The sequence below is a fragment of the Pseudomonas sp. TKO26 genome (genome assembly GCF_003225665.1).
Classification (GTDB): domain Bacteria; phylum Pseudomonadota; class Gammaproteobacteria; order Pseudomonadales; family Pseudomonadaceae; genus Aquipseudomonas; species Aquipseudomonas saponiphila.
The window spans coordinates 283,570-304,164 of sequence record NZ_QKLN01000007.1; the positions used below are offsets into that span (position 1 = coordinate 283,570).

Annotated in this window: 15 protein-coding genes; 11 read left to right on the forward strand and 4 right to left on the reverse strand. The window is 66.9% G+C overall.

Annotation, left to right across the window (positions count from 1 at the left end; all coding sequences use genetic code 11):
* Positions 1 to 98 precede the first annotated feature (98 nt).
* The 4 genes from DNK59_RS13560 to tssA form a co-directional block, all read right to left on the reverse strand.
* Entirely contained in the window at positions 99 to 587 is a 489-nt protein-coding gene (locus tag DNK59_RS13560) for a type VI secretion system tube protein Hcp (protein ID WP_022641870.1), read from the reverse strand.
* A gap of 88 nt (positions 588 to 675) precedes the next feature.
* A complete protein-coding gene (gene tssC, locus DNK59_RS13565; RefSeq protein WP_016963864.1) occupies positions 676 to 2,169 on the reverse strand; it encodes a type VI secretion system contractile sheath large subunit in 1,494 nt (497 codons plus the stop codon).
* A gap of 16 nt (positions 2,170 to 2,185) precedes the next feature.
* Positions 2,186 to 2,701 carry a type VI secretion system contractile sheath small subunit gene (gene tssB / locus DNK59_RS13570; protein WP_047289994.1) on the reverse strand — a complete coding sequence of 172 codons (516 nt, stop codon included), beginning with the start codon at positions 2,699 to 2,701 and terminating at the stop codon, positions 2,186 to 2,188.
* A gap of 81 nt (positions 2,702 to 2,782) precedes the next feature.
* Positions 2,783 to 3,802, reverse strand: coding sequence for a type VI secretion system protein TssA (gene tssA / locus DNK59_RS13575; RefSeq protein WP_092317681.1), 1,020 nt, complete (start codon positions 3,800 to 3,802; stop codon positions 2,783 to 2,785).
* A 393-nt stretch (positions 3,803 to 4,195) separates the two neighbouring features.
* On the opposite strand from tssA, the gene tagH reads away from it, so the two are divergent.
* The 11 genes from tagH (at position 4,196) to DNK59_RS13630 (ending at position 20,559) form a co-directional block, all read left to right on the forward strand.
* The gene (tagH, locus tag DNK59_RS13580) at positions 4,196 to 5,704 is read left to right on the forward strand and encodes a type VI secretion system-associated FHA domain protein TagH (RefSeq protein WP_110723507.1); all 1,509 of its coding nucleotides are present in this window, start codon (positions 4,196 to 4,198) and stop codon (positions 5,702 to 5,704) included.
* A gap of 66 nt (positions 5,705 to 5,770) precedes the next feature.
* Positions 5,771 to 6,280 carry a type VI secretion system lipoprotein TssJ gene (gene tssJ, locus DNK59_RS13585; RefSeq protein ID WP_110723508.1) on the forward strand — a complete coding sequence of 170 codons (510 nt, stop codon included), beginning with the start codon at positions 5,771 to 5,773 and terminating at the stop codon, positions 6,278 to 6,280.
* A 15-nt stretch (positions 6,281 to 6,295) separates the two neighbouring features.
* Complete coding sequence (gene tssK, locus DNK59_RS13590; RefSeq protein WP_092317672.1) at positions 6,296 to 7,630, forward strand: type VI secretion system baseplate subunit TssK; 1,335 nt, start codon at positions 6,296 to 6,298, stop codon at positions 7,628 to 7,630.
* 6 nt (positions 7,631 to 7,636) lie between these two features.
* Entirely contained in the window at positions 7,637 to 8,962 is a 1,326-nt protein-coding gene (locus tag DNK59_RS13595; RefSeq protein WP_092317670.1) for a DotU family type VI secretion system protein, read from the forward strand.
* Positions 8,959 to 12,465, forward strand: a complete 3,507-nt coding sequence (gene tssM / locus DNK59_RS13600; RefSeq protein WP_110723509.1) for a type VI secretion system membrane subunit TssM — start codon at positions 8,959 to 8,961, stop codon at positions 12,463 to 12,465. The genes DNK59_RS13595 and tssM overlap by 4 nt, the downstream gene beginning before the upstream one ends.
* Positions 12,462 to 13,115, forward strand: a complete 654-nt coding sequence (tagF, locus tag DNK59_RS13605; RefSeq protein ID WP_110723510.1) for a type VI secretion system-associated protein TagF — start codon at positions 12,462 to 12,464, stop codon at positions 13,113 to 13,115. Before tssM ends, tagF begins: the two co-directional genes overlap by 4 nt.
* Entirely contained in the window at positions 13,116 to 13,850 is a 735-nt protein-coding gene (locus DNK59_RS13610) for a PP2C family serine/threonine-protein phosphatase (protein ID WP_016963872.1), read from the forward strand.
* Between the two features lie 2 nt (positions 13,851 to 13,852).
* Positions 13,853 to 16,936 carry a serine/threonine-protein kinase gene (locus DNK59_RS13615; RefSeq protein ID WP_110723511.1) on the forward strand — a complete coding sequence of 1,028 codons (3,084 nt, stop codon included), beginning with the start codon at positions 13,853 to 13,855 and terminating at the stop codon, positions 16,934 to 16,936.
* Entirely contained in the window at positions 16,936 to 17,652 is a 717-nt protein-coding gene (locus DNK59_RS13620; protein ID WP_110723512.1) for an ABC transporter ATP-binding protein, read from the forward strand. Before DNK59_RS13615 ends, DNK59_RS13620 begins: the two co-directional genes overlap by 1 nt.
* Positions 17,652 to 18,854, forward strand: coding sequence for an ABC transporter permease (locus tag DNK59_RS13625; RefSeq protein WP_110723513.1), 1,203 nt, complete (start codon positions 17,652 to 17,654; stop codon positions 18,852 to 18,854). The genes DNK59_RS13620 and DNK59_RS13625 overlap by 1 nt, the downstream gene beginning before the upstream one ends.
* Positions 18,847 to 20,559 carry an SUMF1/EgtB/PvdO family nonheme iron enzyme gene (locus tag DNK59_RS13630; RefSeq protein ID WP_110723514.1) on the forward strand — a complete coding sequence of 571 codons (1,713 nt, stop codon included), beginning with the start codon at positions 18,847 to 18,849 and terminating at the stop codon, positions 20,557 to 20,559. Before DNK59_RS13625 ends, DNK59_RS13630 begins: the two co-directional genes overlap by 8 nt.
* Positions 20,560 to 20,595: the final 36 nt, after the last annotated feature.

The window sequence follows — 20,595 nt, forward strand, 5'->3', positions numbered from 1 at the left end:
AGAGACTCACGAGGACCTGGTCCTCGCCAGCCGTCCCCGCGCCACGCCGGGCACGCGGGGCGGGTCGGTCGCGGCCCGGGGGCCGCGACCGCAGCGGATCAGCGCTTGGTGTTCGAGCGGATGTTCCAGCCGTACTTGATCGGGCCGCCGTCCTTGGTGCCGTCGGCTTTCTGCGGCTGGTACTCGACCGCCACCTGGGCGAAGTTCAGGGTGATGTTCTCGGTCAGGCGGTCATCGCTGCCCGAACCGCCGGTGCTCAGCGAGGTGATCAGCACTTCTTCCAGGTCGATGATCATGTACTCGACCTGGCTTTCGCCGCCGGCCTTGCGCACGGTCAGGCGCACCTTGTCGATGTGCTTGCCGCTGGAGCAATGCATCATCAGGTTCGGCGAGGCCTTGTCGACGTACTTGGTCAGCGACAGGTCCTGGATGTTCACCTTGCCCGCGCCGCCGCCACCGCCGACGTGCATGTTGCCGGACTGGGACATGCCCCAGCTCCAGTTCAGCACGTCGATCTCGTCCTTGTGGGCTTTGTCCATGGACTCGCCCTTGATGTCACCGATCTTGATGAAAATATCAACAGCCATGTTTTCTCCCTGTGTGGCACTCGCCACGATGTTGATTCAGCTTCCGTAGCCGCTGCGACAGCGGCTACAGGTTTGATTCGGTTATGGGTCAGGCGCCCTTGGCGGACGGCAGTTTGGATACCAGGCGCAGCGACACGGTCAGCCCTTCGAGCTGGTAGTGCGGGCGCAGGAAGAACTTGGAGTTGTAGTAGCCCGGGTTGCCTTCGACTTCCTCGACCACCACTTCCGCCGCGGCCAGCGGGTGCTGGGCCTTGGTGGTTTCGGTGGAATGCGCCGGGTCACCGTCGACGTAGTTGAGGATCCAGTCCTGCAGCCAGCGCTGCATCTCGTCCTTCTCTTTGAAGGAGCCGATCTTGTCGCGCACGATGCACTTCAGGTAATGGGCGAAGCGGCAGGTGGCGAACAGGTACGGCAGGCGCGCGGCCAGGTTGGCGTTGGCGGTGGCGTCCGGGTCGTCGTATTCGGCGGGCTTCTGCAGCGACTGGGCGCCGATGAAGGCGGCGAAGTCGGTGTTCTTCTTGTGCAGCAGCGGCATGAAGCCGTTCTTCGCCAGCTCCGCTTCACGGCGGTCGGAGATGGCGATCTCGGTCGGGCACTTCATGTCCACGCCACCGTCGTCGGTGGGGAAGGTGTGGGCCGGGAGGTTTTCCACCTCGCCACCGGACTCCACGCCGCGGATCCGCGAGCACCAGCCGAAATGCTTGAACGAGCGGTTGATGTTCACCGCCATGGCGTAGGCGGCGTTGGCCCAGGTGTACTTGGAGCTGTCGGCGCCGTCGGTGTTCTCTTCGAAGGCGAAGGCTTCCACCGGGTCGGTCTTGGCGCCATACGGCAGGCGTGCGAGGAAGCGCGGCATGGTCAGGCCGATGTAGCGCGAGTCTTCCGATTCACGCAGCGAGCGCCAGCCGGCGTATTCCGGGGTGGTGAAGATCTTGGTCAGGTCCCGTGGGTTGGACAGTTCCTGCCACGAGCCCATGCCCATCACGGTTGGCGAAGCCGCCGCGATGAACGGGGCGTGCATGGCCGCGCAGACCTTGGACAGCTCGCCCAGCAGTTCCACGTCCGGTGGCGACTGGTCGAAGTAGTAGTCGCCCACCAGGCAGCCGTAAGGCTCGCCGCCGAACTGGCCGTATTCCTCTTCGTACATTTTCTTGAAGATCGGGCTCTGGTCCCAGGCCGTGCCCTTGAACTTCTTCAGGGTCTTGTGCAGCTCCGGCTTGGAGATATTGAGCACGCGGATCTTCAGCTGCTCGTCGGTCTCGGTGTTGTTGACCAGGTAGTGCAGGCCACGCCAGGCGCTTTCCAGTTTCTGGAATTCCGGGTGATGGATCACCTGGTTGACCTGGGCGGTGAGCTTGGCGTCGATGGCGGCGATGATCGATTCGATCGACTTGATGGCGTCGTTGGACACCAGGTCGGTCTGCGCCAGGGCCTGCTCGGCCAGGGTCCGCACGGCGGTTTCCACGGCTTCGCGAGCGCGCTCGGTCTTGGGCTTGAATTCCTGCAGCAGCAGCGAAGCGAATTCGCTGGCCTGCTCGGTGGCGCCGGGTTGGGCCTGATTGTCACGCATCAATTCGGTCATGATCGTTGGTCCTGAGTTACGCGTTCGGCTCGGAGTCAGCAGGCTTTGGCGCACTGGCCAGGGCCTGGAGCAACGCCGGATCCTTGATGGCTTTCATGATGATTTCTTCGGCACCGGTCTTGCCGTCCATGTAGGTCAGCAGGTTGGCCAGCTGGGTGCGGGCCTCCAGCAGCTGGTTCAGCGAATCGACCTTGCGCGCCACCGCGGCAGGGCTGAAGTCGTCCATGCTCTCGAAGGTGATGTCCAGGCTCAGGTTGCCTTCGCCGGTCAGCTCGTTGGGCACGTGGAAGGCCACCCGAGGCTGCATGGCCTTGAGGCGCGAGTCGAAGTTGTCGACGTCGATTTCCAGGAACTTGCGATCGGCCACGGCCGCCAGGGGTTCGGCGGGCTTGCCGGCGAGGTCGGCCATCACGCCCATGACGAAGGGCAGCTGGACCTTTTTCTCGGCGCCGTAGAGTTCGACGTCGTACTCGATCTGCACCCGGGGCGCGCGGTTGCGCGCGATGAACTTCTGAGAACTTTGCTTCGCCACGTTGTGCTCCTGGTCGCTGCTGCGACGGTGTTGGCGTCGGTCGGTGGTTGCCGCTGACGATACTGTTCGGCCGCTTCGGGGTTAGTCGGATTCGGGGCCGCGCAGGTTTTCAAATTGGGACATGCCATCGGGAATCAGATTGCGCACGATGGCCGCGAAGTCGGCGTTGACCAGATTCTTGGCCCGGTTGAGCAACACCGGCAGCGGGCTCGATGGCTCATGCCGGCTGTAGTAGGCCAGCAGCCGGTCGAGGCTGCGCAGCACGTCGTCGCGGCTGTTGATCTCGCCGGAAATCCGCGCTGCGGCGGGCGCCACGGGCGCGTTTCCGGCTTCGCTGGCGGCGGCTTCGGCGGGTTCATCGGCCGCGCTGTCGCCGGTTTGCGGGGCATGCTGGCCCAGCACCTGCAGCGCCAGGCGCAGCGGTTGCTTGAGGGCCGTGAGGTCGACGCCACTGGCGGAACCCACCTGTTCGCTGACCTGCTTTTCGATGGCTTCGACGGCCGAGCGAGCGTTGCTCAAGGCGTTGCGAATGGCCTCCAGGTGCTCGGGGTCGCTGTCTTGCAGGGCGCCGGCCAGGTGGTCGGAACCCAGGCTTTCACCGGAGAAGTGCTGCAGGCCGGCGGCGTTCAGCGCGGCCCGCACCGTCACCGGGCCGAAGGTCCGGGAACGGGTCAGCTGGGCTTCGCGCAGCAGGCCGATGGTGGTGTCGGAGGCCAGGCCGGCCAGGGCGTTGATGCGCACCGTGGGGTCGTTGTCGTCATCGGCGTCCAGGCGCGGGTGCAGGTCCGCCCAGTAATCGCGGAGCAGGCCGTTGATCAGTTCGAGGCAGGTGGCCAGGCCCGGCAGGCCTTCGAGGGCCAGGGTGCTCTGCACGAGAAAATGGGTGATGCGCAGGTCTTTGCTGCGGGCCAGCAAGTCCAGGCTCTGCTGCTGGATGCTGCGCCAGTCCGGCGGCTCGGCCGGGAGGATCGAGTCGCCCATGCTGCGCTCGGGCTGACCTTGTGCGGCCCGCTCCAAGTGCAGGAAATCCGCGTCATATTCCAGATCTTCGCCACAAGGCGAAGTTGCTGAAATGGCGGCGAGCAACATCGGTACATCCACCTGGTTCGATCTCCCTATCAGCCTGCAGGACAGTCAGGCAATTAATGCACTAGTTGTTTGTGAACTCGCGCACATTTCTTGGTAAACATGGACTCGTTGATACTAGTGAGCCATCATCCGTGTTCAAGAAGTTGTGCATTTTTGGTGTAGTAGTTGTGGCTTGTCAAGGTAAGCTATTCGCCCCGCGTGACACTGTTATGTCGACTTACTTAGTTCCCTGACCGGCGAGTCAGATTGAGGCGGGGCGCAGAGCTTTTGTCATCTGTGCGGTTCAAGTTGAGCGAACATGCTGTGAACGGTGCTGTTTAAAGGATTTTTTGCGGACTTTTCATTTTTTTACGGAACTTTTTTCCCGGCACCGGTTCGCACGCGGAAGTACAGCAAGGAGGCGAAATGTCGCTGTGTTTGACTATCACTAGTTATCACAAGATCACCCCTGGTCAATGCCCTGAGAAACTAATGGATCAGGGGATGATGGCAATTGGCCGCAGTTCCGATAACGACTGGGTACTTCCCGATCCCGAGCGCTTAGTTTCGGCGCGACATTGTGTCATTCAATACAAGGATGGCCGTTATTACTTGACCGATAACAGTACCAATGGTGTGGAGTTAGTCCGTGCCGGTATTCGCATGCGCCGGGGTAACAGCGAGCCGCTGGAAGATGGCGAGGTCATCCGCATTGGCGATTACGAGATCAGTGCGCGCATCGATTTCAGTCTCAACCGCGCCCAGGTTGAAGCTTTTTCCGGGGACAGCTCCAACAGTTTCGAGGCGCTGATGGGCCGACAAGCGGTAGCCCCAACGCCCATCGAGCCGATCGCCATGGCGCCGGTGGCGCATTTTCAGGGCGCATCGGCCCAGGACACCTTCCCCGACCTGTTCGACTTCCTGACCCCGAGCGCCACGCCTGCGGCCACTCAGCCGGATCATGTACCCGCCGAGCAGCACGATTTTCGCCCGCCGACGCCCACCGCCGTGCCCCAGCCGGTGCCACCGCCACAGCCCCTGGCACCCCAGGGCGGGGCGCTGATTCCGGAAGACTGGGACCTGTTCGGTGATACGCCGGCGCGGCCGATTCCGGCCCCGGCCCCGGTGCCGGAGGCGGCGCCCCTGACCGCGCCTGTTGCGCCGGACCCGTTTGCCGGCATCGGCCTGTTCGGTGCAGAACCGCCGCAGCCGCAGCCGCAGCCGCAGCCGCGGCCGGTCGAGGTCGCGGCGCCGCCGCTTGCTGTTGCTGCGGTCGCTCCGCCGCCCACGGCCCAGGCACCGCAGGCGCCGGTCGCGGCACCCGCTCCGGCGCCGGTTGCGCCGCAGGTCGACCTGTTGCAAGCCTTTCTGCGTGGCGCCGGGCTGGATCAGCTGCGCATCGACCCGCAGCAGGCCCAGGCGCAGATGGAAAGCCTGGGCCGCAGCTACCGGTTGATGGTCGAGGGCCTGATCGATGTGTTGCGGGCGCGCAGCAGCCTCAAGGGCGAGTTCCGCATGCAGCAGACGATGATCCGCCCGGTGGAAAACAACCCGCTGAAGTTCGCCCCCAATGTCGACGAGGCCATGCTCCTGCTGCTGCGCCACAGCAACCAGGCGTTCATGGCCCCGGACCAGGCGGTGCAGGACAGCTTCGATGACCTGCGGGCCCACCAGCTGGCGGTCATGGCCGGCGTGGAAGCGGCCATCAAGCACTTGCTCGGGCGTTTCGAACCCGCCGAGCTGGAAGCGCGCATGGCCCGTCCCGGTGGCCTGGGCAACCTGTTCAGCGGCTCGCGCCAGGCGCAGAACTGGCAGCAGTTCACCGCGCTCTACAAGCAGATTTCCCAAGAGGCCCAGGACGATTTCCAGGACCTCTTCGGTCGCGAGTTCAGTCGCGCCTATGAAGAGCACACCCAGCGCCTGCGCCGTTCCTGAGCGCGCCTGGAACCTCCCCCGAACCCACGGATACACGGACAGCTGACACGTCATTGAGGACGCAGGATGATTCAACGATTGCTGACATTGGTCGCCATGCTGGTACTGGCGGCCTGTGCCAAGGACACCCCGGCGCCTGCCGAGCCGAGCAAACCAGCCGAGCCGGGCGCCACCACTGTGGAGCTGCATTTCCAGGCCGTGGCCGGACTCAACCCCGGCCCCGACGGCCAGGGCACGCCGGTGCGGGTGCGGATCTTCGAACTGAAGAACCCGGCCACCTTCATGCGCGCCGACTACTTCGCCCTGGCGGAGCGGGCCCCGGCCACCCTCGGCCCGGACCTGATCGACCAGGACGAAGTGCTGGTCAAGCCCGGCGACCAGTTCAGCCTCAAGCGCACCCTGGATCCGGCCACCCGTCAGGTCGGCCTGCTGGTGGGCTATCGCGAAGTGGATCAGGCCCTGTGGCGGGTCAGCGTCAATACCGCCGCGCACCTGAACAACAGCTATCAGATCGGCCTCGATGTCCGCGCAGTCAGCGCCGAGCTCGCGGCGTCCCCATCCAGCCCTGCCCAATAGGCAAACGGAGCAACCATGTCCTGGAACAATCGCGTGGTCTGGTCGGAAGGCATGTTCATTGGAACCCAGCACTTCCAGCAGCATGACCGTTACCTGGAAAACCTCATCGACGCCCGCAGCCGTCCGTTGTCGGCGGGGGCCTGGGGCTTTTCCGAACTGCGGATCGATCAGGGCCTGCTGGCCCAGGGCAAGCTGGCCATCGTCAGCGCCCGTGGCCTGCTGCCCGACGGTACGCCGTTCAACATTCCCCATGACGATCTGGCGCCCAGCCCGCTGAGCATCGACGACACCCTGCGCGACGGCCTGGTGTACCTGGCGCTGCCGCTCAAGCGCGCCGGCGCCCGGGATACCGTGGACGAAGGCGAGGAGCTGGGCGGCGCCCGCTACCTGAGCCAGGTGCGCGAGGTGCGCGACGACAACGCCCCCTTCGAAAACCGTGCGCCGGTGGCCGTGGGCTCCCGCGCCTTGCGCCTGCTCACGGCCGCCGATGGCCTGAGCGACTACGCCGCCGTCGGCGTGGTGCGGATCAAGGAAAAGCGCGCCGACCGCGCCCTGGTGCTGGATGACAGCTACATCCCGCCGCTGCTGGATGTGGCCGCATCCAAGCCGCTGAGCGCGTTTCGCAGCGAGCTGCTGGGCCTGTTGCACCAGCGTGGCGAGGCCCTGGCCGGGCGCGTGGTGGCGTCGGGCGCCGGCGGTGCTTCGGAAATTGCCGACTTCATGCTCCTGCAACTGGTCAACCGCGCCCAGCCGCTGGTCAGCCACTTGAACCAGATCAGCCCGCTGCACCCCGAGCGTCTGTACAGCGAACTGGTGAGCCTGGCCGGTGAATTCTCGACCTTCTCCAACAGCACTCGACGCCCCGCCGAGTACCCGCAGTACCAGCACGACGAGCTGGCCCTGAGCTTCGCTCCGGTGATGCAGGCCCTGCGCGAAGCGCTGTCGATGCTGATCGACAGCAAGGCGACGCCGATCCCCATCGTCGAGAAAGCCTACGGCGTGCACGTGGCGATGCTGGCCGACCGCACCCTGCTGGAGAGCGCCAGCTTCATCCTGGTGGTGCGCGCCGACGTGCCCGGGGAAACCCTGCGCGGGCGTTTCGCCCAGCAGAGCAAGGTCGGCTCGGTGGAGCACATCCGTGATCTGGTCAACCTGCAGCTGCCGGGCATCGGCCTGTTGCCGCTGCCGGTGGCGCCACGGCAGCTGCCGTATCACGCAGGCTCCACCTACTACGAGCTCGACCGTGGCAGCGAGCACTGGAAACAACTGGTTCATTCCGGTGGCTTCGCGTTCCACGTCGCTGGGGAATTCCCGGGCTTGAACCTGGCCTTCTGGGCCATTCGAGGATAAGTCGCGATGCATCCTTTCGACGATTCGGCAGGGCAGCCGTCCCCGGCCAATGACCGCACCCAATTCATGCCGCGCCCCGGTGGCCGTGCGCCCGAGCCCGGCCGCCCGGCGGCCGCGCCGTCGCCGTCATTGGCGATGCCGGCGGCGCCCTTGCCGGCCGGCCAGGCCCGGGGCCTGAACCCCCTGGAAAGTGCCGCCGGTCCGTTGCTGGCGTTGCTCACGAGGCTGCGCAGCACCCTGGCGCACCCGGCTCCGGCCAGCCTGCGGGCGCAGTTGCTGGCCTACCTGCGCCAGTTCGAAGAGCGCGCGGAAGCCGCCGGCGTGCCGCGCAACGACGTGCTGCTGGCGCGCTATGCGCTGTGCACCGCCCTGGATGAAGCGGTGCTCAGCACCCCGTGGGGCAGCACCAGCGACTGGGGCAAGCAGAGCCTGCTGATCACCGTGCACAACGAAGCCTGGGGCGGCGAGAAGGTGTTCCAGTTGCTGGAGCACTGCCTGCAGAGCCCCCGCGAGCGCCTGTACCTGCTGGAGCTGTTGTACCTGTGCATGTGCCTGGGTTTCGAAGGTCGCTACCGGGTGATGATCGATGGCCGCAGCCAGCTCGAAGCCCTGCGCGAGCGCACCGCGGCCACCATCCGCAGCGCCCGTGGCGAGCACGAGCGCGAGCTCTCGCCGCATTGGCGCGGGGTCAGCGTGGCCCGTGACCGGCTGGCCCAGTTCATGCCGCCCTGGGTCGGCATCGCGATTGGCGTGGCGCTGCTCCTGGTGCTGCTGTTCGGCCTGCGCCTGAAGCTGGCGGCGGACGCCGAGCCGGTGTTCAAGAACATCCATGCCCTGGGCGAAATCCCGGTGCAGACCCTGGATCGCCCGGTGATCCAGCCGAAGATCGTCGAGCGTCCGCGCCTGGCCGGTTTCCTCGCCGAAGACATCAAGGCCGGGCGGGTGGCGGTGGAAGATGCCGTCGACCGTTCGGTGGTGACTATCCGTGGCGACGAGCTGTTCGCCTCGGCCAGCGCCAGCATTCTCGATGACTACCAGCCGCTGATGCTGCGCATCGCCGACGCGGTGCGCAAGGTCAAGGGCCAGGTGCGCATCACCGGCCACAGCGACAACCGGCCGATCGCTACCTTGCGCTTCCCGTCCAACTGGAAGCTGTCCCAGGCCCGCGCCGAATCGGTGCTGCAGATCCTCGCGGCGAAGACCGGCCAGCCGGAGCGCTTCAGCGCCGAAGGCCGCAGCGACACCGAGCCGCTGGCCAGCAACGCCACCGCCGAAGGGCGGGCGCGTAATCGTCGGGTCGAAATCAGCGTATTGGCGGAGGGGGTCGAGTGAAGGCGTTTTTCAGTTTTGTGATTCGCTGGGTGATCCCGCTGCTGGGGCTGATCGCCCTGAGCCTGATCATCTGGTTCATTGGCCCGCTGCTGGAGTTCCTGGTGCCGGAAGGCCGGCGCTGGGCGTTGATCATTGTGATCTTCGCGCTGTGGATCGGCTATCGGGTGTTTCGCATCATCCAGGCTCGTCGGCACGCGGCCAAGGTGTTGCAGAGCCTGGCCGCCGATACCCCGCCGGACCCGGACAGCGTGGCCACCGCCGAAGAACTGGCGGCCCTGCGCCAGCGCATGGACGAAGCCCTGGCGCTGTTGAAGAAGGCCAAGCTTGGCGGTGACGAGCGGCGCAACCTCTACGAGCTGCCGTGGTACGTGATCATCGGCCCGCCGGGCTCGGGCAAGACCACCGCGCTGGTCAACTCCGGCCTGCATTTCCCCCTGGCCGCGCAGCTGGGCGCCGGTGCCGTGCGCGGCGTGGGCGGCACCCGCAACTGCGACTGGTGGTTCACTGATCAGGCGGTATTGCTGGACACCGCCGGGCGCTACACCACCCAGGACAGCCACGCCTCGGTGGACAAGGCGGCCTGGCTGGGTTTCCTCGACCTGCTGAAAACCCAGCGTTCGCGGCGGCCGATCGATGGCGCCTTCGTCGCCATCAGCCTCTCCGACCTGCTGCTGGGCAGCGAAGCGGAGCGCGCGGCCCACGCGGCGGCGATCCGCCTGCGCATCCAGGAGCTGTACACCCAGCTGGGGGTGCGCTTCCCGATCTACCTGATGCTGACCAAGCTCGATCTGGTGCCGGGCTTCATGGAGTTCTTCGATTCCCTGAGCAAGGAAGAGCGGGCCCAGGTCTGGGGCATGACCTTCGCCCTGGACGACGGCAAGAGCGGCGACAGCCCCCTGGCCCAGTTGCCGGCGGAACTGGCGGCCCTGGAGCAGCGCCTCAACGAGCGTCTGGTGGAGCGCCTGCAACAGGAACGCGACCCGGCGCGGCGCGACTTGATCTATGGCTTCCCGCAGCAATTCGCGGCGCTCAAGGAGTCCTTGCAGGGCTTCCTCGAAGGCGTGTTCAAACCCAACGCCTTCGAAGAGCGGGTGCTGCTGCGCGGCGTGTATTTCACCAGTGGCACCCAGGAAGGCAGCCCGATCGACCGGCTGATCGGCGCCATGGCCCAGAGCATGAACCTGGACCGCCAGCACCTGGCGCGGCAGACCGGCACCGGGCGCAGTTACTTCATCGAGAAACTGTTCAGCGCCGTGGCCTTTGCCGAGCGCGGGCTGGTGGGGGTCAATCCCAAGGTCGAGCGCCGGCGCAAATGGATCGCCCGTGGCGCCCTGGCGGCCACCGTGGCGCTGGTGCTGGTGGTCGGCACCCTGTGGATCATCAGCTACCGGGCCAACCAGGCCTATATCGCCCAGGTCGACCAGCGTGTCGCGCCGGTGCGCCAGGACGTGCAGAACCTCAGTTCGGCCCAGCGCGATGTGCTGGCGGTGCTGCCGCTGCTCAACGCCACCCGCCATCTGGCCGGCGATGCGCCGGGCTGGGCCGAGGGCCTGGGCCTGTATCAGGGCGACATGCTCGAAGCTGAGGCCGCCAGTGTCTATCGCAAGCTGCTGGTGGCGGTGTTCGCCCCACGGCTGATGACCCGTATCGAGGAGCAACTGCACAGCGGCGGCAACTCGGACTTCCTCTACGAGGGGCTCAAGGCCTACCTGATGCTGGCGGACAGCGAGCACTACGACCCGGACTTCATCAAGGCCTGGATCACCCTGGACTGGGACCGTACCCTGGCCCGCGACCTGCCGCCGGACCAGCGTCAGGCCCTGACCGGGCACCTGCAGGCGCTGTTCGAAAAGCATCCACCGAATGCGCGGCTGGACCAGCGCCTGATCGACGACCTGCGCCGCCAGCTGCAACAGCTGCCGGTGGCCCAGCGCGTGTATGACCGGGTCAAGCGCGCCAAGCTGCCGGACGGCGTGCCGGACTTCCGCCTCAGCGAAGCCGGTGGTCGCGACGCGGCGCTGGTGTTCACCCGCAAGAGCGGCAAGCCGTTGAGCGAACCCCTGAGCGGGCTGTTCACCGCCAAGGGCTATCGCCAGGCCTTCCTCCTGGCCAGCCTCAACCAGGCCGGCACCCTGGCGGAAGAGCAGTGGGTACTGGGCCGCGATCAGGCCGACCAGCAGAACGTCGCCAGCCTCGCCGCCGACGTGCGTCGCCTGTACTTCCAGGACTACCTGCGCCAGTGGGACGCCTTGCTGGCGGACATCGACTTCGTGCCGATCACCAGCGTGGCCCAGGCCGCCGATGTGCTGCGGATTCTCTCCGGGCCCACCTCGCCGCTGAAGAAACTGCTGGTGGCGGTGGCCAAGGAAACCGACCTGCAACAGGAAGAACGCCTGCTGGCGGCCCAGGGCCAGAAGGTCGAGGGCGGCGTCGATCAGCTCAAGCAGCGCCTGGGTTCGCTGCTGGGCCAGGAGCAGGCGACCAACCCGGCTGCCGTGGCCAGCAGCGACGACCCGGTGAGCGCGCACTTTGCCGACCTCAACAGCCTGGTGAGCAAGGGCGAGGGCGAGCCGGCGGCCATCGACGGCCTGCTCTCGGACATTAACGCCCTGTACGTGCAGGTCAGCGCCATGGTCGGGGCCAGCGGCGACGCGCTGCTGGGCGAGGCCAAGAATCAGGCCAGCGCCGCGGCCGCCCGGGTCAGCCTGACCGCCGAGCGTCAGCCGCCGATGGTCCAGGGGCTGGTCAAATCGGTGGTCGGTTCCACCACCAACAGCATGATGGGCGGGGTGCGCAATCAACTGAACGCGGCCTGGGTCAGCGAAGTGGTGAACGTCTATCGCCAGTCCCTGAGCGGGCGTTATCCGATGTCGCCGGGCAGCTCGCGGGACGCGACCCTGGAAGACTTCGGCCAGTTCTTCGGCACCGGCGGGGGGATGGACAACTACTTCCGCAAGTACCTGCAGCCTTACGTCAACACCTCGACCACCACCTGGAGCTGGCAGCCGGGCGCGGCGCAGAAACTGGGGATCTCCCCCGGTGTGCTGCAGACCTTCCAGCGCGCGGCGAACATTCGTGATGCGTTCTTCCGCTCCAGCGGCGGCACCCAGCCGGCAGTGCGCTTCGAGCTCAAGCCGGTGGCCATGGACGCCAGCATCAGCCAGTTCCTGCTCGACCTGGACGGCCAGCAACTGAGCTACGACCACGGCCCGAGCCGCCCGGTGGCCATGCAGTGGCCGAACCCGGGGAGCATCGGCGTGGTGCGCCTGTCGATCATGCCGCCGTCGGCCACCGGGCGTTCCGGGGTGACCCTGGACGGTCCCTGGGCCTGGTTCCGCCTGCTGGAGCAGTCGGACCTGACCGCCACCAATTCGCCGGACCGCTTCAACCTGCGGCTGCGGGTAGATGGCGCGAGCATCTCCTACGAGCTGCGCGCCAGCAGTGCCTTCAACCCGTTCAAGAGCCGGGTGCTCAGCGGCTTCAGCCTGCCGGAGCGGCTATGACTGCGCCCGGCCTGTACGGCAAGTTGGCCAGCCGCGGCGATTTTGTCAGCCGCGGCCTGCCGCAGAGTTTTATCGGCCCTTGGGACAGCTGGCTGGCGGCGGGGCTGCTGGCCAGCCAGAACGCCCTGGGCGAGCAGTGGCTCAACGCCTACCTGATCAGCCCGTTATGGCGCTTCGCCCTGGCCCCGGGCGTCTGCGGGCCCCAGGCGGCGGTGGGAGTGGTGATGCCGAGCATTGACCGGGTCGGGCGCTATTTCCCCCTGACCGTGGCCGCGCTGCTGGAGCCCGGGGCGGAGTTGACGTCCCTGGTCAGTGGCCCGGAGCAGTGGTTCGAGCAGGTGGAACAACTGCTGCTGGCGACCTTGGATGAAGGTGCCCATTTCGAGGCCCTGGAGCAGGGCCTGCAGGCCTTGGGCGCGCCGAACCCGGCGCGGCGGGTCGAGGTCAGCCATTACGCCGGCCTGCAACGGTTTTACGTCAGCGACCCCCAGGCCCGGGGCGCGGTGCTCGCGGCCCAGGCCGGCGAGGGGACGAGTCTGTGGTGGGGCCGGGGTTCGCAGTACATCAGCCCGATGCTGCTGCGCTGCCAGGGCCTGCCGCCGGCCAGTGAATTTGCGCAATTTTTGCTCGGACAAGAGGGTGCCGTCTAAATGGGTTCAGCGCCGCAACTGTCCTACCAGTCCGCCAGCTACAGCCATGTCGGCATGGTGCGGAAAATCAACGAAGACGCCTGGCTCGAAGCCCCGGAGACCGGCCTGTGGCTGGTGGCCGACGGCATGGGCGGGCACGCCGCCGGGGATTATGTCAGCAGCCTGATCGTCGACAGCCTGCGGGCGGTGCCGGCGGCCGAGAGCCTGGAGCAGTACGTCGCCGCGCTGCGCAATGGCCTGGCCGCGGTCAACGCCGCGGTGCGCGAGGAAACCGCCAATCGCGGGGTGACCATGATGGGCAGCACCGTGGTCCTGCTGGCGGTGCGCGGCGCTCGGGGCGTGTGCCTGTGGGCCGGCGACAGTCGCCTGTACCGGCTGCGGGACGAGCAGCTGGAAAGCATTTCCCGGGATCACAGCTACGTCCAGGACCTGCAGGACAGCGGCCTGCTCAGCGAAGCCGAGGCGCGGGTGCATCCGCGGGCCAACATCGTCACCCGGGCGATTGGCGTCGAGGCCCAGTTGCAGCTGTCCCAGGTCGACCTGCAGGTGCAGGACGGCGACACCTTCCTGCTGTGCAGCGATGGCTTGAACAAGACCGCCGAAGACTTCGAACTGCGCGACGTGCTGAGTCACAGCGAGCCCAACGATGTGGTGCGCAGCCTGATCCACCTGGGCTTGACCCGGGGCGCGCCGGACAACATCACCGCCATCGTGATCAAGGCCGCAGGACACTGACCATGGACATTCTGATTCCCGGCTTTGACATCCAGGGCGAGATTGGCGAAGGCGCCATGGCCACCGTGTACCTGGCGACCCAGCGTTCCCTGGAACGCAAGGTGGCGCTCAAGGTGATGGCCGCGGCGCTGGCCGCCGACCCGAGCTTCTGCGAGCGCTTCTTGCGTGAGGGCAAGACCCTGGCGCGGCTGTCGCACCCGCACACCGTGACCATCCACGACATCGGCAATGTCGGCGAGCTGTACTACATGGCCATGGAGTACCTGCCCAACGGCACCCTCAAAGAGCGCATCGCCGCCGGGCTGACCCCGGAGCAGGGCCTGACCTACATCCGCCAGATCGCTTCGGCCCTGGGCTATGCCCATGCCCAGGGGCTGGTGCACCGCGATGTGAAGCCGGCCAACATCCTGTTCCGTGCCGATGGCACGGCGGTGCTCTCGGACTTCGGCATCGCCAAGTCCCTGGACGATCGCACCCAGTTCACCCAGGCCGGTTTCGCCGTGGGCACGCCCAGCTACATGAGCCCGGAACAGGCCCGTGGCCAGGACATCGACGGTCGCGCCGACCTGTATGCCCTGGGCGTGGTGCTGTATGAAATTCTCGTCGGTGAGTTGCCGTACAACGGCACCGACGCGCTGTCCACGGCCCTGGCCCACCTCACCGAACCCTTGCCGGAGCTGCCGCTGCACCATGGGCGCTACCAGCACATCCTGCGCAAGCTGCTGGCCAAGGACCCGGCGGAACGCTACCCGGACGCGGCGGCCTTGCTGGCGGCCCTGGACAACCTGCCGCCGGAGACGGCCGATGTGGAGGCGACGCTGATCCAGCCGTTGCCGCTGCCACCCCAGGTTGCAACCCAGCCTGCACCTCAGAGCAACGACCTGGCCGGGTTGACCCCGGTGTCGATCGAGATTCCGCAACAGGCGCCGCAACCGGCGCCGCGCCGCGAGCCGCCCGAGGAGCCAGCGGTGCCGCCGCGCACCGCCAATCTGCCGCCCGCCGGCAGTGGCGCTTCCGAACAGCGGCGCGGCCCGGTGCTGGCCCTGGCCGGGGTTGCCGTGGCGGTGGCCCTGGCCGTGGCGGGTGCGGGGTACTGGTGGTTGTCCGGCGACAGCCCGGCGCCTGCGCCCAAGACCGCTACGACGGCCGGCACCCCACCTGCCGTGGTGGCGCCGCCGGTGGAGCAGGCGCTGGCCGCGGATGTCGATGGCGGCCAGCGGCCGTTGCTGATGCCGGGCAAGAAGACCCTGTTCCAGCGGGTGCTGAGCAAGCCGGGGGCGAGTTTTTCCAGCGAGCCGGGGGCCACGCCGAACAAGCCGGTGCCGGCGTTCTCGGTGCTCTATGTGTATCAGCGCAAGAATCTTGACGGCCGCTCCTGGCTGCGCCTGGGCGCCGCCAGTGACGGCCGCAGCGCCGGCTGGTTGCCGGCCGAGCAGGTCAGCGACTGGAAGCAGAGCCTGGTGCTGAAGTTCACCGAACGCTCCGGCCGCGCGCCGGTGATGTTCGTGCGCCAGGCCAGCGAGCTGGAGCGCCTACTGGCGGACCCGGCGGCGGCCAAGAACCTGCTGCTCAGGGCGCAGAAGAATCCCCAGGACGAGCAGCAGGTGCTGGCCCTGGAACCCAATGCCAGCGCGGTGCCCCAGGAGCAGTTCTACCTGCTGCCGATCTTCGACGCCAAGGAGAGCTTCGACGAGAACGGCCAGCCGGTGCAGTTGCTCAATGTCGCCTCGATCGACCCGGGCAACAGCCCGCAGAGCATCAGTGACAGCAGCGGCAAGGCGCTGCCGGCGAACAGCCCGCCGGCCGCCGCCGATGCCTTCCGCACCGCGGTGGTGCTGGTGGTGGACACCTCGGTGTCGATGCAGCCGTACATCGATCAGGTGCGCGACGTGGTGCACGAGCTGCAGAGCAAGATCGCCGGGCGCGGCGAGCTGGACAGCGTCAGCTTCGGCCTGGTGGGCTTTCGCAACAACACCAGCAAGACCCCGGGCCTGGAGTATGTGACCAAGACCCTGGTGACCCTCGACCAGGGCCGCGATCCCCAGCGTTTCCAGGAGCTGGTGAGCCAGGTCAAGGCCACCAACGTCTCCAGCCACTCGTTCAACGAAGACGCCTTCGCCGGGGTGATGCAGGCCGTGGAAGGCATGGACTGGAAGGGCTACGGCGGCCGCCTGATCCTGCTGGTCAGCGATGCCGGCGCCCTGCGCAAGAACGACCCCTACAGCCGCACCCAGATGAACGAGGCGGAAGTGCGCCAGGCGGCTTTGGGCAAGCAGATCAAGATCTACGCCCTGCACCTGCGCACCGATGCCGGCAAGAAGAACCACGCCCAGGCGGAAACCCAGTACCGGGTACTGACCGCCGACGCCAACCCGAAGATCGGCGACCTGTACATTCCGGTGCCCGGTGGCGATGTGCGCAAGTTCGGCGAACGGGTCGACGAGATCGGCACGGTGTTCGCCGACCTGGTGCATCAGGTGCGTAGCAACCAGCACCAGGAAGTCCCGCTGCTGGCGGCGGCGCCGAGCATCGCGCAGAAATCGGCAGCCATCGGCTACGCCATGCACATGGATTTTCTCGGTCGTAAATCCGCAAGTCAGGCGCCGCAGCTGGTCAGCGCCTGGACCGCCGACCGCGACCTGACCAACCCGGCGCTGCCGGCGTTCCAGGTCTGCGTGATGCTCACCAAGTTGCAGCTCAACGACTTGCAGCAGTCGCTAAAACTAATCGTCGACGCGGCGCGCAAGACCCAGACCTCGCCCAAGGACTTCTTCCAGGAAATCGCCAGCGCCAGTGCCTACATGAGCCGCGACCCGTCGGCCCTGCGCAAGGGCGGCAACCTGGCCGACGGCGGCGTGCTCGGCGAATACCTGGAAGGCCTGCCGTACCGCAGCAAGTCGCTGAACATGACCCAGGACCTGTGGCTGTCGTTGAGCGTGGCCGAGCAGGAAGATTTCATCGACGAGCTGGATTCGAAGATCCGCCTCTACGAAACCTTCCACAACGACCTGGCCAACTGGGTGCGCTTCGGCGATGCCGAGCCGGGCGATGCCTTGTACCGCGTTCCGTTGTCGACGCTGCCGTGATGCTCGATCTGGCGCAGGTACGCAAGAGCCGCGGCGAGGGTCGCCAACGCTACAGCCTGGAGATCCCCCGGCTGCAACTGCGCGCGGGCGACCAGTTGGCGGTGGTCGGCCCCAGTGGTTGCGGCAAGAGCACCTTGCTCGATCTGCTGGCGCTGGTGCTGGCCCCGGATTCGGCGGCGCGCTTCGAATTTGCCCCGGCCAGGGACGCCATCGACATCCTCGGGATCTGGCGCGGCGCCGGCCACAGTGCCCTGGCGCAATTGCGCAGCCGGCACCTGGGCTATGTGCTGCAGACCGGCGGCCTGCTGGGCTTTCTCGATGTGCGCGGGAATATCGGCCTGCCGCGCAAACTGCTGGGGCTGCCCGACGACGGTATTCCCCGGCGGCTGGCCGAGCGCCTGGAGATCGCCGATCAACTGCACAAGAAGCCCGCGGCCCTGTCGGTGGGCCAGCGCCAGCGGGTCAGTTGCGCTCGGGCCCTGGCCCATGGCCCGCAGGTGCTGCTGGCGGATGAGCCGACCGCGGCCCTGGACCCCTTGAACGCGCAAAGAGTGATGCAGCTGCTGGTGCAGCAATCCCGCGAGCAGGGGGTGTGCTGCGTGATCGCCACCCACGATGAGGTGTTGGCCCGGGCCAATGGCTTGCAGGTGCGGCGCATTGCCTGCCGGCGCGATGCCGACGGCGGGGTCACCGCGACCCTCGGGGAGGCCTGCTGATGCGTGCGTCCCTGACCGCTGCCCTGGCCTGGCAGGACTACCGCGCCGACTCTTGGCTGTCGGCTTGTTCGGTGCTGGCCCTGGTGGCGGTGATCGCCCCTTTGCTGGTGCTGTTCGGGCTCAAGTTCGGGCTGGTCAGCAGCCTCACCGAGCGTCTGGAAAAGGACCCGGCGGTGCGCGAGATCATTCCCCTGGGCGGCGGACGCTTCAGCGCCAGCTTTATCGTTGAACTGGGGCTGCGCCCGGACGTGGCCTTTGCCTTGCCGCGCACCCGGCAGATCGCCGCCACGGCGGATCTGTCCCGGGGCACTGGGGATATCGGCTTGACCGTGGAGATGCTGCCCACGGCGGTCGGCGACCCGTTGCTCGGCCGCTTGCCGGCCCCTCGGAACATGAACGGCGTGCTGCTCAGCCGCACCGCCGCCGAGAAGCTTGGGGTGCAGCCGGGGGACTGGCTGCAGGCGAGCTTTGGCCGGCAAGTGGCAGGGCGCAGCGAAGTGCAGCGGACCCGGGTTCAGGTCGAGGGCATCCTGCCCCTGGAGGCCTTTGCCCGGGACGCGTTGTTCGCCCCCCTGACGTTGTTGGAGGCCGCCGAGGATTATCGCGACGGTCGCGCCGTGGCGGCCCTGGGCTGGCTTGGCGAGGCCCAGGCGGTGTCTGCGCAGCGGGTCTATCCGGCGTTTCGCCTGTATGCCCGCGATCTGGATGACGTCGAGCCGCTGCGGCTGTATTTCGCCGAGCGTGGCCTGCTGGTGGCGACCCAGGCGCAGACCATCGCCCAGGTGCAGTCCTTGAGCCGCAACCTGTCCATCGTCTTCTGGGTGATCGCCGGGCTGGCCCTGGCGGGCGCCTTCGCGGCGATCTTCGCCGGGGCCCTGGCGGCGGTGGAGCGCAAGCGTCGGGAGTTGTCGGTGCTGCGCCTGCTGGGGTTTTCCACCGGCGCGCTGTTGCTGTTCGTGGTGGCCCAGGCGTTGTACAGCGCCGGGTTTGCCGCGCTGTTGAGTGGCGCGCTGTATGGCCTGGCCCAGGCCGGGCTGAATTATTTGTTCATGCAGGCGCCCGGCGAGTACGCCAGCCACCTGCTGCCGGTCCATTACGGACTGGCCCTGTTGGCGACGCTGGGCGTCAGCACCCTGGCCGCCGCGCTGGGCGGCTGGCGGGTGTCGCGCATTGAAGCCTGTGAAGGAATTCGCGATGTATAAGTTGATCAGCACCGTGCTGGCCTTGACCCTGGCCGGAGCCGTGTGGGCCGAAGAGCCGGTGAACAAGATGGACAACCCCAAGCCGTTGCCGGACGACGTCAGCCTGCCCTTGCCCTGTGAGGGCGAGATGGTGTTCCGCTACGTCTACGTCCTGGCCCAGGGCACCCTGGACGACCGCGAGGTGAACCTCGGCTACCCCTTCAGCGAAGGTGAAAGCGGCTATCAGCAGTCGTTCATTTCCGGCTATCGCCGGGACTACATCAACGGCCAGTTCACCCTCAAGGACCTGCCCGCGGCCTGGGGCAAGACCATCGGCCCGGCCTTGCCGAAAACCGGCAACGGGGTGCCCCTCAAGCCGATGCTGTATTTCATCGGCAAGTACGAGGTTACCGCCCGCCAGTACGCCCAGGTCATGGCTCAGGCCCAGTCCCTGGCCAGTGGCGAGCCGGCCCCGGCCTGTGAGGCGCCGGACGGCCTGCAGGGGCGCCTGCCCAAGGTCAAGTTGTCGCGTTTCGAGGCCGAGCGTTTCGCCGCGGTCTACAGCGCCTGGCTGATGAAGCATCACCGTGATCTGCTGCCGGTCAGCGGCCGTGGCAGTTCCTCCGACGACGGCGGCCTGGGCTTCGTGCGCCTGCCCACCGAAGTGGAATGGGAGTACGCCGCCCGTGGCGGCCAGGCGGTCAGCCGCCAGGAGCTGGAAGGGCGGCTGTTTCCGCGCCGGGTCGAGGGCAGCGAGGAAGACGGCCCGCTGGCGGACTGGGCGGTGTTCAACCAGGTGGCCGGCGGCACCGGCCAGGCGGCGCGCTTGATGCCGATCGGCACCAAGCTGCCCAACCCCATCGGGATGTTCGACGTGATCGGCAACGCCGCCGAGATGGTCCAGGAATCCTTCCAGCTGGTGCGCGCCGGGCGGCGCCAGGGCACCTACGGCGGCTTCGTGGTCAAGGGCGGCAATTACCTGGAAGGCGAGGGCACGCTGTTTACCGGGATGCGCCGCGAGTACCCGCTGTTCGGCGCCGACGGCACTGAGCAGAGCAACGAAACCACGGGCTTTCGGGTGGCCATCGGCGCCTTGTCGGCCCCGCGTTCGCGCTACAAGGAACTGTTCGCCCAGTGGCAGAAGGAGGGCCGCCTGGCGTCCCTGACCGATGCCATCGATGAGGCCCAGGACCCCACCAAGCGCCTGGACAGCATCATTGCCGCCAGTGTCGATCCGCGCCTGCAGGCGGAGCTGGGGCTGGTCAACGAAGAGCTCAAGCGCAATGTCTCGCTGATCGCCCAGCAGCGCGAGGAGGCGGCCGGCAACCTGATCCAGTCGTCGGCGCTGGTGGCCGAAACCATCAACAACTACAACATCCGCCTGACCAACCTGAAGAAGAGCCAGCAGCAGGCCATCGATGCCAAGGACGAACCCAGCGCCAAGCTGTTCGCCGAAGCCATCGACAACGGCCGCAGTGCGCTGGACGGGGCGGTGGCGATCTACATCGACAACCTGGCCACGGGCACCCGTTACACCGACGCGGTGATCCAGGCGCAATTTCAACGGATCAAGGAAGAGCTCAATCGCAAGCCGGTGCTCGGCAAGAGCCTGGTGACGCGCGCTACGTTATTCGTCCGCCATGTCGGGGATTATCGCCAGCAACGGCGAGCCGACCCGGCGACGATTTTGAAGGAACTGCTCGCATCGACCGGTCAGAAGTCATGACCGGCCGCTGTCTGTCGAGCCTGGAGGAGCTCGGAC